Raw genomic sequence first — 13,207 nt, 5'->3', positions numbered from 1 at the left:
GATATTTGTATCAACTAACGTTGCAGGCGATGTAAAGGAGCGTCCCATGAGTGCCGCGATCGACGAGTACCTGGCAGGCAAGGACCCGGACGCCACCGAGCGCCTACTGCAGTTCCGTGACCTCGTTCTCGCGTGCGGGGAGGTGGACGAGCGAGTCCACCGGACCGAGATCGCGTGGGCTCGTGCCCGCGTCTTCGCTGCCGCGTTCATCTATTCGTCGCGGCTCGAGATCGCCCTCGACCTGCGCCGGCGCGTCCATCACCCCCAGCTGCGCGAGGCGTTTCCCACCACGAAGACGGTGATCACGCACCGCTTGACGATCACCTCCGACGATCAGCTCGACGACACGCTGGCCGCGCTCCTCGCCGAGGCCTACGACACCGTGGGTCCGGGCACTCGCGCGCGCTAGCCGGGTGGACAATTGCGCACCGATTCGCCGGAAACCCGCGCAATAGCGTGTGCGTCTCACCAATCCGTCGGCAGCTGCGAACGCGCACCCGTTCCGGTCGGAATGTCGGATTCCTGAAACTCTGCTGAGTATCTCGCCAAGCGCCCTTTCCTGCGCCTACCATGGTAAATGCCGCCTCGTTCCCCCCATTCAGGGCGGCGCACGGCCCCGCCCTGCTCACATCTTCGGTGCTGACTCAACACACCCACGTGGCCCGGCGGGGTTCTGCGCGTCCGGTGGACATTCGTGTGAGGCATTGGTTTCGCCGACTGCGCCTGGGACGATCGAGAGGTGTGCAGCGACCTGACGAAGCTCGGCGACGACGAACTGCTCGCCCAGCTGGATGAGCACCGAGCCCTGCTCGGGGAGTCGATCGCGAACGACTACGGCTGCGAAACGGTCCGCGGAGTCACGAGCCGGATCACAGCATTCGAGGCCGAACTCGATCGCCGCGGCTCCGCGGTCTCGCGCGACGCAACCTGACGGGCTACGTACGGGACGTGCGGCTCGTGGCGGGCACGGACCAGACGCCGGTCACTCCCCCGTCCTCCTCGTAGCGGTCGATCTTCACGATGCCCGCCCCGGATTCGGTGGGCCGGTGCGTCTCGTTGACGGCCTGGAAGTCTGATTCGAAGGACTTGTCGCTCGACGTGCCGTTCCGCAGCGTCACCTTGTACCTGGGCATGTCAGGAATATGCCACTGCAGGCGAAGCTCCGGGCGGTGAACAGGTTAACTCGACGAAACCTGGCGCAGCACCGCACCTGAACTGGAATGACATAAATCTGTGTCATTTCAGTCAGAACTGCTATCTTCGATACTGTGCCGTCCGACACACAGCTGATCTTCGCCGACCATGTCGGCCGCTTCTACGCGCGCCAGTACGGATTCCCGCCGATGGCGGGACGGCTGCTGGGATACCTGTTCGTCTGCGATCCGCCGCAACAGACGATCGACGAACTGGGCGCGGCGTTGCTGGCGAGCCGGAGCGCCATCACCGGTGCGGTCAAGCTGCTCGAGGGCTATCGGATGGCGCGGCGAACCCGCGTCGCCGGCGAGCGGGTGGACCGGGTGAGCCTGGACCCGGCGAGTCAGCAACCGCAGAACTTCGATTCCGCCCTCCACCGGGAGCATGCGGCGCTGTTCCGGGAGGGATTGGCGTTACTGGCCGACGCTCCACCCGAACGCCGCGCCCCACTCGAGGAAATGGTCGCGCTGGCCGACTTCCTCAGCGAGCGACTTCCCGCCCTGCTGGACGAGTGGCACACGCATCGCGACGAGCTCCGGGATCGGCACACGAGGAAACTCGATCGAGAAGAGGAAGTACGTCATGACTGAATCCGACCTGTCCGTCCTGCGCGAGCGCGCGGAGAACGGTGACGCCACAGCGGTGGACATCCTGATCGAGCTCGCCGGCGAGCGCGGTGACATGGACGAACTCCGGCGCCTCGCCGACAACGGCAGCTCCGACGCGGCCGACCAGCTCATCGAAGTCGCCACCGAACTCGGCGACATGAACGAACTTCGCCGCCTCGCCGACAACGGCAACAGCACCGCCGCCGAACAGCTCATGGAACTCACCGAGGAGTGAGACGAGGTGAGCGGCAGCCGAACGCGGGCGGGGCGCGAACACCGGCATCGAGAAAGCCCCGAGCCGCGCGGAAACGCAGATCGGGGCTTTGCCTGACGGTGGGCGCGGAGGGTTTCGAACCCCCGACCGCTGGTGTGTAAAACCAGAGCTCTACCACTGAGCTACACGCCCGAACATCCGGCGAGAACCTCGCCGGATGCGCATCAGGACTCTAGCGTGGCGAGCGCTTTCTCCCAAGCTCCCTGGTCGCGGGCCTCTCCGGGCCCGTTCATCTCGGCGAACCGGATGACGCCTTCCTTGTCGATGACGAAGGTGCCGCGGTTCGCGAAGCCCAGCTTCTCGTTGAAGACGCCATACTGCTGCGCGACCGCACCGTGCGGCCAGAAGTCGGCGAGCAGCGGGAAGGTGTATCCCTGCTCGGCGGACCAGATCTTGTGTGTCGGCGACGCACCGACGGAGAGCGCGAGAATCGCAGTCTCGTCGTTCTCGAACTTCGGCAGTTCGTCGCGAACCTTGCAGAGTTCACCCTGACACGTTCCGGTGAACGCGAGGGGGTAGAACACGAGCAGGACGTTCTTCTTTCCGCGGTAATCGGAAAGCGTCACTTCCTGATTGTTCTGATCCTTGAGGGTGAAATCGGGGGCGGTGGTGCCCACCTCGAGCGGCATGACGTGATCCTTAGGTGAGTGAACGAAAAGGTGAGACTGTTCAGCGCTTGTTCGCGGGACGCGACTTCGGCTGAACCAGACGGCTTCCCGACCAGTCCCCGAGGTTTGCCGCCGACGTCTGGGTGAGACCGGCTGTTGGTGCGGACTCGGCGATCTCGCTGGGCTCGACGTGACCGGGCTGACCGGTCTTCGGGGTGAGGACCCACACGAATCCCTCGTCGGCCAGGGGGCCGATGGCATCCATGAGGGCGTCGACGAGGTCTCCGTCTTCGTCGCGCCACCACAGCAGCACGACGTCGATCACCTCGTCGGAATCCTCGTCCAGCAGTTCTCCACCGATGGTGTCCTCGACCGCGGCACGCAGGTCGTCGTCGGTGTCCTCGTCCCAGCCCAGTTCCTGTACCGCCATGTCGGCAGTGATCCCGAGTTTCTGAGCGTAGTTTTGGGCGTCCGCCGCGGCGACCACGGTGGGGTCCTCCTTTTGTTGACGGTGCTCGGCTACCCGAACACCTGCCGGATGAAGATCAATTAGGTGAAAGCGAACATGCTCGAACGCTTTCGCGCAAGCCGACCACGCGAATTTTTCTCAGAAAGTAGTGATGCGTGGTCATCGACCGAGCCTACGGTGCGGGAGTCACGATGTGGGGCAGGCTGCCCGAATCGCGTCGCTGAGCTCGTCTCCACGGCTGGCGAGCGTGTTCAGAATGTCGCCACGTTGCCCACCGTCGACGGCGTCCGCGAGTTCCCGATAGTTGTTCGCGTAATCGGTGAGCAATCCGGTCAGCTCGGCGGGAAGCGTGGGTATAGCGGCGTTCGCACCGTCGGCCGCCGTCCGAAGGGCCACCGCCGCGGCGCTCGCCTTCGCGCCGGTGTCGGCGGCATCGGCGTTGGCGGCGTCGATGAAGGCGTTGTAGGTGTCGATGGTGTCGCCGGCACGGTTCACGAACATCGTGCACTGCTGCACGAGCGCCTCCCGCTCGGCTGCGGCCTTCTGTGAGGACGACGCGGCCACCGATGAGGACGTCGCCTCCGCGGCGTACTCCGCGGCCTGAGAATCGTTCTGCTGCGCGGTCCCCTCGACGGCGCCGCCGCATCCGGCGATGACGCCCACACCGACGATCGCCGCGACGGCAGCACTCGCCGGCCCCCAGCGGCGCCTCGACGTGCGCATTCGTCTCCCCCATGTTTTCGGCGACATCGATAAGTTCAACATTCGGCCCCGGATCTGCGCAAACGCTACCGGAGAGTAACCCGAGCACAGTGTGCCGACTGCGCCGCGATGGTGAAAGATAAGGGTCGCGCCATATTCATAAAGGAGATGGGTCGGGCCTAACAAGGCCGCGATCGCATGGAGAGGACGCCACACCGCGCGTCCCACCACAATGAGGAGCAACGTTGTCAGACCTGATCCAGGGACCCGCGTCTCAACCGGATTCCGCCACACCCGGCGCCGGAGCGGCCCAACCTTCCAACCCCAGTGCGACCCCGGGTTCCGACGGCCGCGTTCGCGTCATCCGTGAGGGTGTTGCGTCTTATCTGCCGGATATCGACCCGGACGAGACCACGGAGTGGTTGGAATCGTTCGACGGACTGTTGGACCGGTCCGGACCGACCCGTGCCCGGTATCTGATGTTGCGGATGCTCGAGCGGGCCGGGGAGAAGCACGTCGCCCTGCCGGCGTTGACGTCGACCGATTATGTGAACACCATCCCGACGGAGAACGAGCCGTGGTTCCCCGGGGATGAGGAGACCGAGCGCCGGTACCGGGCGTTCATCCGGTGGAACGCGGCGGTGATGGTGACCCGGGCGCAGCGGCCGGGGGTCGGGGTCGGTGGCCACATCTCGACGTATGCGTCGTCGGCGGCGCTGTACGAGGTGGGGTTCAACCACTTCTTCCGCGGCAAGGACCACCCCGGGGGTGGGGATCAGATCTTCATCCAGGGGCATGCCTCGCCGGGCATCTACGCCCGCGCGTTCTTGGAGGGGCGGATCCCGGCGGAGCGGATGGACGGGTTCCGGCAGGAACACTCGCACGCCGACGAGGGCGGCGGGTTGCCGTCGTACCCGCACCCGCGGTTGCTGCCGGATTTCTGGGAATTCCCGACCGTGTCCATGGGTCTGGGCCCGATGAACGCGATCTACCAGGCCCGGTTCAACCACTACCTGCACGACCGCGGCATCAAGGACACCTCCGACCAGCACGTGTGGGCGTTTCTGGGTGACGGGGAGATGGACGAACCCGAATCGCGGGGTCTGGCGCATGTGGCGGCCACCGAGGGCCTCGACAACCTCACCTTTGTGGTGAACTGCAACCTGCAGCGCCTCGACGGCCCGGTCCGCGGCAACGGCAAGATCATCCAGGAGTTGGAGTCGTTCTTCCGCGGCGCCGGCTGGAACGTGATCAAGGTGGTCTGGGGCCGCGAGTGGGACGCACTGCTGCACGCGGACCGCGACGGCGCCCTGGTCAACCTGATGAACGTCACCCCGGACGGTGACTACCAGACCTACAAGGCCAACGACGGCGGGTATGTGCGGGAGCACTTCTTCGGCCGGGATCCGCGGACGAAGGAACTGGTCGCGAACCTGTCCGATCAGGACATCTGGAACCTCAAGCGCGGCGGGCACGATTACCGCAAGATCTACGCCGCGTATGCGGCGGCGATGGCGCACAAGGGGCAGCCGACGGTGATCCTGGCGCACACCATCAAGGGCTACACCCTGGGGAAGCACTTCGAGGGCCGCAACGCCACCCACCAGATGAAGAAGCTGACCCTCGATGATCTGAAGAATTTCCGGGACCTGCAGCGGATCCCGATCTCCGACGCCGAGTTGGAGAAGGACCCGAAGATGCCGCCGTACTACCACCCCGGCCCCGATGCCCCGGAAATCCAGTACATGCTCGACCGGCGGCGGGCGCTCGGTGGGTTCGTGCCGCAGCGCCGCACCGGTGTGGCACCGTTGCCGATGCCGCCGGACTCGACCTACGACGTGGTCCGCAAGGGCTCCGGCAAGCAGCAGGTCGCCACCACCATGGCGTTGGTGCGGATCATGAAGGAATTGTTGCGGGACAAGGAGATCGGCAAGCGGATCGTGCCGATCATCCCGGACGAGGCCCGCACCTTCGGGATGGACTCCTGGTTCCCGTCGCTGAAGATCTACAACCGCAACGGCCAGCTGTACACCGCCGTCGATGCGGACCTGATGCTCGCCTACAAGGAATCGGAGATCGGGCAGATCCTGCACGAGGGCATCAACGAGGCCGGCTCGACCGCCTCGTTCACCGCGGTCGGCACCTCCTATGCCACCCACGGTGAGCCGATGATCCCGCTGTACATCTTCTACTCGATGTTCGGGTTCCAGCGCACCGGCGACGGCCTCTGGGCCGCGGCCGATCAGATGGCCCGCGGGTTCGTCCTCGGCGCCACCGCCGGCCGCACCACCCTCACCGGCGAAGGCCTCCAGCACGCCGACGGGCACTCGCTGCTGCTGGCCTCGACCAACCCGGCCGCCGTCGCCTACGACCCGGCGTTCTCCTACGAGATCGCGCACATCGTCAAGGACGGGCTACGCCGGATGTACGGCGGCACCGACGGCGTGGACGGGTTCGGTGGCGAGGACATCTTCTACTACATCACCCTCTACAACGAGCCCTACTCTCAGCCCGCCGAACCCGCCGACCTCAACGTCGACGGCCTGCTCAAGGGCATGTACCTGTTCAAAAAGTCCGAGGCCTCCGGCCCGAAGGCGCAGATCCTGGTCTCCGGTGTCACCATGCCCGAGGGGCTGCGGGCGCAGGAACTGCTCGCCGACGAGTGGGGTGTGGCCGCCGACGTGTGGTCGGTCACCTCCTGGGGTGAACTGCGCCGCGACGGCATCGAATCGGAGCGCCAGGCCCTGCGCGACCCCGGCACCGACGCCCCGCTGCCGTACGTCACGCAGGCCCTGTCCGACGCCGCCGGCCCGTTCGTGGCGGCCTCGGACTGGATGCGTGCGGTCGCCGACCAGATCCGCCAGTGGGTCCCCGGCTCGTACACCACCCTCGGTACCGACGGGTTCGGCTTCTCCGACACCCGCCCCGCCGCCCGCCGGTACTTCAACGTCGACGCCGAATCCATCGTCGTCGCTGTGCTGTCCGCCCTCGCCGGCGAAGGCACCCTCGACCGCTCCAAGGCCGTCGAGGCCGCCAACCGGTACCGCATCGACGACGTCCGCGCCGCGGCCGTCTCGTACACGGATACCGGTAGCGCGTAACGCCGAGATCCTCACCCACCGCCGCCCGTGTGTCCGTCGGACAACACGGGCGGCGGTGGGCGTAGGTTCTTGACTATGGTCGAGCAGAGTCCGTTGGTCTCCCGCAGACGACAAACCCGGGATCCGTTGCCCGACGCACTGTTGCGCCGCGTCAAACAGTTCTCCGGTCGCCTCTCGACCGAGGCCGTCACGACGATGCAGGATCAACTGCCGTTCTTCGACGACCTCGACGCCGCTCAACGCTCCAACGTGCAGTTGCTGGTTCAGACGGCGGTCGTCAACTTCCTCGAGTGGCTCAAGAATCCGGACAGTGACATCCGGTTCAGCCTGGACGCGTTCCAGGTGATTCCGCAGGATCTCGCGCGCAGGCTCACCCTCAGCCAGACGGTGGACATGGTCCGCGTGGCGATGGAGTTCTTCGAGCAGTGGCTCCCGGCGCTCGCCCGCAACGACCAGCAGCTGATCGCCCTCACCGAGGCCGTCCTCCGTTACGGTCGCGAATTGGGTTTCGCGGCCGCCTCGGTGTACGCGAGTGCCGCGGAGTCCCGCGGCGCCTGGGACACCCGGCTCGAGGCACTGGTGGTCGACGCCGTGGTCCGTGGTGACACGGGCTCGGACATGTTGTCGCGGGCGGCGACCCTCAACTGGGACGCCACCGCCCCCGCCACCGTCATCGTGGGCACTCCCCCCGAGGACGAACGGGTCTCCGTGGTCGGCACGGTCCACACCATCGCGCAGAAACACGGCCGCGCCGCCCTCGCCGTGGTGCAGGGTTCGCGGCTCGTGATGGTCGTCAGCGGCGAACTCCAGGAGGGGTCGGGGCACTCGAGCTTCATGACCGACCTGCTCGGCAAGTTCTCGGACGAGCCGGTGATCATCGGGCCGACCACGCCGACGCTGGGCGCGGCGCACTTCAGTGCCGTCGAGGCGCTCGCCGCGATGCAGGCAGTCGCCGGCTGGCGGGGAGCCCCTCGGCCCGTCCACGCCGCCGAGTTGCTACCCGAGCGCGCACTGCTCGGGGACAACGCCGCGGTCACTGCTCTGAACGACCATCTGGTCGCGCCACTGGCGGCCGCCGGAGGTGTTCTCACCGACACTTTGGACGCATATCTCGACTGTGGAGGTGCGGTTGAGACTTGTGCCCGGCAGCTGTTTGTTCATCCAAATACTGTGCGGTATCGACTCAAGAGAATCGCTGAAGTCACCGGTCGCGATCCGACGAATCCACGGGATGCGTATGTACTCAGAGTGGCTGCCACAGTGGGTCGATTGACACATTCCCATAACGAACCCATATCACGTTTAACACCAGTCACACCCTTCCCATTCGGAGAAGCAGGGCTGTAACGAACGTCTGTCCAGATTCGATGCGAGGACCCCACGTGCAATTTTGTGGGAACCCAACAAATCCGCCGACAAAGGTTCATCCGCAACGACATCTCGCAGCACGCCGTTGACGGTGTTCTCTTGAAGAGTGATTTCGTTGCTCGCCCCGGGTCAGGGCTCTCAGACTCCCGGCATGCTCATCCCTTGGTTGGAGCTGCCGGGTTCTCATGACCGTGTCGCACTGTGGTCGAAGGCCGCCGGCCTCGACCTCGTCCGCCTCGGTACCACCGCGACAGCGGAGGAGATCACCGACACATCGGTGACTCAGCCTCTCGTCGTGGCCGCCGCACTCCTCGCCTTCGAGGAACTCGACGCGCGTGGCCTGGTTCCCGCAGACACCATCGCGGCCGGGCACTCGGTCGGTGAACTCGCCGCAGCCGCCGTCGCCGGAGTCCTCTCCGCCGACGACGCCGTCGCCCTCGCCGCCGTCCGCGGCGCAGAGATGGCCAAGGCCTGCGCACTCGAACCGACCGGCATGTCCGCGGTCCTCGGGGGCGACGAGGCCGAGGTGCTCGCCCGCCTCGACGAACTGGGCCTCGAGCCGGCCAACCGCAATGCGGCGGGCCAGATCGTCGCGGCAGGTCTGTTGTCGGCGCTTGAGGAACTCGCGGCCAACCCGCCGGAGAAGGCGCGGGTGCGCGCACTTCCCGTCGCAGGCGCGTTCCACACCCGGTTCATGGCTCCCGCGCAGGAGGCCGTCACCGAGGCTGCGTCCAAGATCACACCGGGTGAACCCACCCGCACCCTGCTCTCCAACGCCGACGGCGCACCGGTCGCATCCGGAGCCGACGCACTGACTAAACTGGCCGCGCAGGTAACCCGACCTGTGCGTTGGGACCTGTGCACCGCAAGCCTGCGGACCGCTCAGGTCTCCGCGATTGCGGAACTTCCACCAGCCGGAACCCTCGTCGGTATCGCCAAGCGTGAAATGCGCGGTACGCCGACTCTGGCACTCAAGACCCCGGGGGATATCTCCGCGCTAGCCGAACTGACAGAACTCGGCTAGTTTGCTGCGCGCACCTCGGTGCGTGCAGGGCCCGCAGGCGCGGCCGATGGGGACGTGCCTGCACAACTCCAGATACATCTACACCGAATCAGAAGGGAGCCACTCAGTGGCCGCCACCCAGGAAGACATCATCGCCGGACTCGCGGAGATCATCGAGGAGGTCACCGGTATTGAGCCGTCCGAGGTGACCATCGAAAAGTCTTTCGTCGACGACCTCGACATCGACTCCCTCTCCATGGTTGAGATCGCCGTCCAGACCGAGGACAAGTACGGCGTGAAGATCCCCGACGAGGATCTCGCCGGACTGCGCACCGTCGGTGACGCCGTGTCCTACATCCAGAAGCTCGAAGCAGAAGGTGGCGCCGACGCGGAGGCCGTGAAGGCGAAGCTCGAAGCTGCCAAGAACGACGAGGAGTGAGCTCAGCCGTGACTTCCGCCTCGACCAACGGGAAGCAGTTCCCCAACATCGTCGTCACCAGCCTCGCGGCCACGACGTCGATCGCTGGTGACGTGGATGCCACGTGGAAGGGCCTGTTGGCCGGCGAGAGCGGCATCGACACCATCCGGGAAGCCTTCGTCACGGAGAACGACCTTCCGGTGACGATCGGCGGCAAGCTCAAGGTGTCGCCCGACGAGTCGCTGTCCCGGGTGGAGATCCGCCGGATGAGCTTCGTCGAGCGGCTGGCGCTCGTCCTGGGCCGTCAGGTCTGGGAGAACGCCGGCAGCCCGGAGGTCGACAAGGATCGCCTCGGCGTCGTGATCGGCACCGGACTGGGCGGCGGCGAAGCTCTGATCGACGCCGTCGAGAAGATGAAGGCCGGTGGCTACCGCAAGGTGTCGCCGTTCGCCGTCCAGATGGTGATGCCCAACGGTCCGTCGGCCACCGTCGGACTCGAGCTCGGGGCCCGCGCCGGAGTGATCACTCCCGTGTCGGCCTGTTCCTCGGGTTCCGAGGCCATCGCCCATGCGTACCGCATGCTGGTGATGGGCGACGCGGACATCATCGTCGCCGGTGGTGTGGAGGGTTACCTCGACGCCGTGCCGATCGCGAGTTTCGCGATGATGCGCGCGCTGAGCACCCGCAACGACGATCCGAAGGCGGCTTCGCGGCCGTTCGACAAGGATCGTGACGGCTTCGTGTTCGGTGAGGCCGGAGCGATGATGGTCCTCGAAACCGAGGAGCACGCCAAGGCTCGCGGTGCCACCATCCACGCCCGTCTGCTGGGCGCGGGAATCACCTCCGACGGGTTCCACATCGTCGCTCCCGATCCTTCGGGTTCGGGCGCTGCGCGGGCCATGACGAGGGCGATCGAGACTGCCGGATTGACGAAGTCGGACATCCAGCACATCAACGCGCACGCCACGGCAACGCCGATCGGTGACACGGCAGAGGCGAACGCCATCAAGGCTGCCGTCGGCAACCATGCTGCGGTGTACGCACCGAAGTCCGCGTTGGGGCACTCGATCGGCGCCGTCGGTGCGCTCGAGGCGGTGCTCACGGTCCTGAGTCTGCGTGACGGAGTCATTCCGCCGACGCTGAATCTCGAGAATCAGGATCCAGAGATCGACCTGGATGTCGTCAAGGGCGAAGCCCGTTACGGCGAGATCGATTTCGCGATCAACAACTCGTTTGGTTTCGGTGGGCACAATGTCGCGCTCGCCTTCGGCCGGGCCTGACAGCCGGTCCTGCTAGCTCGCGGGTGGAGACCCCTTCTCTGAAGGGGTCTCCACCCATCGACAGCCCACCCGGGCCCGCCACAAGGAGGACGCGATGACAATCTTGGCACCCGCGACTAAGTCCGATGCGTCGATCGATCCGCGCGATCCCCTTGCGCGCCTGGAGAAGCTGTTCGACGCCGGGACGGTCGCCCCTCTGCATCCGCGTGACAAGTCCGGTGTTCTGGCCGCGTCCGGCAACATCGACGGAGTCCGCACCATCGCCTACTGCTCCGATGCCACCGTCATGGGCGGCGCCATGGGTGTCGAAGGCTGCAAGCACATCGTGACGGCGATTGACACCGCCCTCGAGGAAGACGCCCCGATCGTGGGTCTCTGGCACTCGGGTGGCGCGCGTCTCGCCGAGGGCGTCGAGGCCCTGCACGCCGTCGGACTGGTCTTCGAGGCCATGGTCCGCGCGTCCGGCCGCGTCCCACAGATTTCCGTCGTCCTCGGCTTCGCGGCCGGCGGTGCGGCGTACGGTCCCGCGCTGACCGACATCGTCATCATGGCGCCCGAGGCCCGCGTCTTCGTCACCGGACCGGACGTGGTCCGCAGTGTCACCGGTGAGCAGGTCGACATGGTGTCCCTCGGCGGCCCCGACACGCACACGAAGAAGTCGGGTGTGGCGCACATCGCCGCCCACGACGAGGGTGACGCCCTGCACCGGGCACGCCGCCTGGTGTCGATGTTCTGCGAACAGGGCGAGTTCGATCAGGCCGCGGCCGCGCACGGCGACACCGATCTCCGCGCGCTCATGCCCGAGTCGGCGAAGCGCGCCTACGACGTCCGCCCGATCGTTCACGAACTTCTCGACAACGTCGAGGGCGAGTCGAGTTTCGAGGAACTGCAGGGCAATTACGCCCGCAGCATCGTCACAGGTCTCGGACGCCTCGGCGGCCGCACCGTCGGTGTCATCGCCAACAACCCGCTCCGCCTGGGTGGTTGCCTGAACTCGGAGAGCGCCGAGAAGTCGGCTCGTTTCGTCCGGTTGTGCAACGCATTCGGCATCCCGCTCGTCGTGATCGTGGACGTACCCGGTTACCTCCCCGGTGTGAGCATGGAATGGGAAGGCGTCGTGCGTCGCGGCGCCAAGCTGCTCCACGCGTTCGCCGAAGCCACGGTTCCCCGCGTGACGGTCGTGACCCGCAAGATCTACGGCGGCGCCTACATCGCCATGAACTCCCGCGCGCTCGGCGCCACCGCCGTCTACGCGTGGCCCGATGCCGAGGTCGCTGTCATGGGCGCCAAGGCCGCCGTCGGCATCCTGCACAAGCGCGCCCTGGCCGCAGCGCCGGAAGACGAGCGTGAGGCCCTGCACGAGCGTCTGGCCGTCGAGCACGAGAGCATCACCGGTGGCGTCGACCGCGCCGTCGCGATCGGTGTGGTGGACGAGGAGATCGACCCCGCCAAGACGCGCAGTGTCGTCACCGCCGCCCTCGCCGCCGCTCCCTCCAGCCGCGGCGACCACAAGAACATCCCGCTGTGATCTGAGCTCTGGTCGAGAGAAGGCCCCCGCCGTTGTTGTGGCGGGGGCCTTTTCGCGTCCGTGAGCGGGGTGTCAGCCGACGTCGCGGCGCAACCAGGTGACCTCGGCGCCTTCTCCGCCGCTGCGGAACGGCTCGAGAGCCTCGTCCCAGGCGGTTCCGAGTGCGTAGTCCAGTTCGGCCGCGATGTCGCCGCCCGCTTGCATCAGTGCCCGCAGCCGCATCTCACCCACGACGACATCGCCGTTCGCGCTGGTGGACCCGTGCCACAGACCCATACCGGGCACGTGGCTGTACCGTTCGCCGTCCACGCCCTCACTGGCGTCCTCGGTGACCTCGAAGCGCAGCATCGGCCAGGCGCGGAGCGCGTTGACCAGCCGTGAGGCGGTGCCGACAGGCCCCACCCAGCTGGTGGTCGCGCGCAGAACGCCGTTGGAGGCCGGCTGCGAGGTCCATTTCAGGTTGGCTCGGCAGTCGAGGGTCGCGGTCAACGCCCATTCGATATGGGGGCACAACGCGGCGGGCGACGAGTGGATGTAGACAACACCAGCCGTCGCGTCCGCGAACTGATTCAATGCGCGCACTCGAGCCTCCTGCTTCGACGAGGGACGTCTTCCCCAACGGCCTCAGTCGGTGTGTGCAGCGGGCTCGGTTGA

The 13,207-nt window shown here is 66.4% G+C and carries 15 protein-coding genes and 1 tRNA gene; 10 read left to right on the top strand and 6 right to left on the bottom strand.

Features of this window, described 5'->3' with window-relative positions; all coding sequences use genetic code 11:
- Window positions 1-46: 46 nt before the first annotated feature.
- Both GO592_RS08365 and GO592_RS08360 read left to right on the top strand, forming a co-directional pair.
- A complete protein-coding gene (locus tag GO592_RS08365) occupies window positions 47-409 on the top strand; it encodes a DUF5655 domain-containing protein (protein WP_005247817.1) in 363 nt (120 codons plus the stop codon).
- 330 nt (window positions 410-739) lie between these two features.
- Window positions 740-931 (top strand): hypothetical protein, encoded by a 192-nt coding sequence (locus GO592_RS08360; protein ID WP_005254278.1) that lies wholly within the window; start codon window positions 740-742, stop codon window positions 929-931.
- 4 nt (window positions 932-935) lie between these two features.
- Here GO592_RS08360 and GO592_RS08355 read toward each other — a convergent pair whose 3' ends face one another.
- Complete coding sequence (locus GO592_RS08355; RefSeq protein ID WP_005254279.1) at window positions 936-1,133, bottom strand: hypothetical protein; 198 nt, start codon at window positions 1,131-1,133, stop codon at window positions 936-938.
- Between the two features lie 135 nt (window positions 1,134-1,268).
- On the opposite strand from GO592_RS08355, the gene GO592_RS08350 reads away from it, so the two are divergent.
- Window positions 1,269-1,784 (top strand): GbsR/MarR family transcriptional regulator, encoded by a 516-nt coding sequence (locus tag GO592_RS08350; protein WP_007299528.1) that lies wholly within the window; start codon window positions 1,269-1,271, stop codon window positions 1,782-1,784.
- Window positions 1,777-2,037, top strand: a complete 261-nt coding sequence (locus GO592_RS08345; RefSeq protein WP_007299527.1) for a hypothetical protein — start codon at window positions 1,777-1,779, stop codon at window positions 2,035-2,037. The genes GO592_RS08350 and GO592_RS08345 overlap by 8 nt, the downstream gene beginning before the upstream one ends.
- 99 nt (window positions 2,038-2,136) lie before the next feature.
- On the opposite strand, the gene GO592_RS08340 is transcribed toward GO592_RS08345, so the two are convergent.
- The 4 genes from GO592_RS08340 to GO592_RS08325 form a co-directional block, all read right to left on the bottom strand.
- Window positions 2,137-2,208: transfer RNA gene (locus tag GO592_RS08340), tRNA-Val, on the bottom strand.
- A 32-nt stretch (window positions 2,209-2,240) separates the two neighbouring features.
- Window positions 2,241-2,705 carry a peroxiredoxin gene (locus GO592_RS08335; RefSeq protein ID WP_005247827.1) on the bottom strand — a complete coding sequence of 155 codons (465 nt, stop codon included), beginning with the start codon at window positions 2,703-2,705 and terminating at the stop codon, window positions 2,241-2,243.
- Window positions 2,706-2,745: 40 nt separating this feature from the next.
- Window positions 2,746-3,171: a DUF3052 domain-containing protein gene (locus GO592_RS08330; protein WP_005247829.1), complete on the bottom strand. Its 426-nt coding sequence runs from the start codon at window positions 3,169-3,171 to the stop codon at window positions 2,746-2,748.
- A 168-nt stretch (window positions 3,172-3,339) separates the two neighbouring features.
- Window positions 3,340-3,876, bottom strand: coding sequence for a hypothetical protein (locus GO592_RS08325; RefSeq protein WP_007299526.1), 537 nt, complete (start codon window positions 3,874-3,876; stop codon window positions 3,340-3,342).
- Window positions 3,877-4,100: 224 nt separating this feature from the next.
- On the opposite strand from GO592_RS08325, the gene aceE reads away from it, so the two are divergent.
- The 6 genes from aceE to GO592_RS08295 all read left to right on the top strand — a co-directional run bounded on the left by aceE (window position 4,101) and on the right by GO592_RS08295 (window position 12,553).
- Window positions 4,101-6,956, top strand: coding sequence for a pyruvate dehydrogenase (acetyl-transferring), homodimeric type (gene aceE / locus GO592_RS08320; protein WP_007299525.1), 2,856 nt, complete (start codon window positions 4,101-4,103; stop codon window positions 6,954-6,956).
- A 75-nt stretch (window positions 6,957-7,031) separates the two neighbouring features.
- Window positions 7,032-8,303, top strand: a complete 1,272-nt coding sequence (locus tag GO592_RS08315) for a PucR family transcriptional regulator (protein ID WP_005261202.1) — start codon at window positions 7,032-7,034, stop codon at window positions 8,301-8,303.
- Between the two features lie 127 nt (window positions 8,304-8,430).
- A complete protein-coding gene (locus GO592_RS08310) occupies window positions 8,431-9,348 on the top strand; it encodes an ACP S-malonyltransferase (RefSeq protein ID WP_005247836.1) in 918 nt (305 codons plus the stop codon).
- A gap of 106 nt (window positions 9,349-9,454) precedes the next feature.
- Window positions 9,455-9,766 carry a meromycolate extension acyl carrier protein AcpM gene (gene acpM, locus GO592_RS08305; protein ID WP_005247839.1) on the top strand — a complete coding sequence of 104 codons (312 nt, stop codon included), beginning with the start codon at window positions 9,455-9,457 and terminating at the stop codon, window positions 9,764-9,766.
- Window positions 9,767-9,774: 8 nt separating this feature from the next.
- Window positions 9,775-11,025 (top strand): KasA/KasB family beta-ketoacyl-ACP synthase, encoded by a 1,251-nt coding sequence (locus GO592_RS08300; RefSeq protein WP_005571522.1) that lies wholly within the window; start codon window positions 9,775-9,777, stop codon window positions 11,023-11,025.
- 94 nt (window positions 11,026-11,119) lie between these two features.
- Window positions 11,120-12,553 (top strand): acyl-CoA carboxylase subunit beta, encoded by a 1,434-nt coding sequence (locus GO592_RS08295; RefSeq protein WP_007299524.1) that lies wholly within the window; start codon window positions 11,120-11,122, stop codon window positions 12,551-12,553.
- 72 nt (window positions 12,554-12,625) lie between these two features.
- Here GO592_RS08295 and GO592_RS08290 read toward each other — a convergent pair whose 3' ends face one another.
- Window positions 12,626-13,135: a DUF3145 domain-containing protein gene (locus tag GO592_RS08290; protein ID WP_005247843.1), complete on the bottom strand. Its 510-nt coding sequence runs from the start codon at window positions 13,133-13,135 to the stop codon at window positions 12,626-12,628.
- Between the last annotated feature and the right edge of the window lie 72 nt (window positions 13,136-13,207).

It is taken from the genome of Rhodococcus sp. 21391 (genome assembly GCF_016772255.1).
GTDB lineage: Bacteria > Actinomycetota > Actinomycetes > Mycobacteriales > Mycobacteriaceae > Rhodococcus_F > Rhodococcus_F opacus.
This window is presented reverse-complemented; position numbering and strand designations above follow the sequence as displayed.

Bases quoted from the DNA above. Each gene is read 5' to 3' on its own strand.
- GO592_RS08345 (WP_007299527.1), top strand. From the start codon at position 1,777: ATGACTGAATCCGACCTGTCCGTCCTGCGCGAGCGCGCGGAGAACGGT.
- GO592_RS08295 (WP_007299524.1), top strand. From the start codon at position 11,120: ATGACAATCTTGGCACCCGCGACTAAGTCCGATGCGTCGATCGATCCG.
- GO592_RS08315 (WP_005261202.1), top strand. From the start codon at position 7,032: ATGGTCGAGCAGAGTCCGTTGGTCTCCCGCAGACGACAAACCCGGGAT.
- GO592_RS08365 (WP_005247817.1), top strand. From the start codon at position 47: ATGAGTGCCGCGATCGACGAGTACCTGGCAGGCAAGGACCCGGACGCC.
- GO592_RS08335 (WP_005247827.1), bottom strand. From the start codon at position 2,705: ATGCCGCTCGAGGTGGGCACCACCGCCCCCGATTTCACCCTCAAGGAT.
- GO592_RS08325 (WP_007299526.1), bottom strand. From the start codon at position 3,876: ATGCGCACGTCGAGGCGCCGCTGGGGGCCGGCGAGTGCTGCCGTCGCG.
- GO592_RS08355 (WP_005254279.1), bottom strand. From the start codon at position 1,133: ATGCCCAGGTACAAGGTGACGCTGCGGAACGGCACGTCGAGCGACAAG.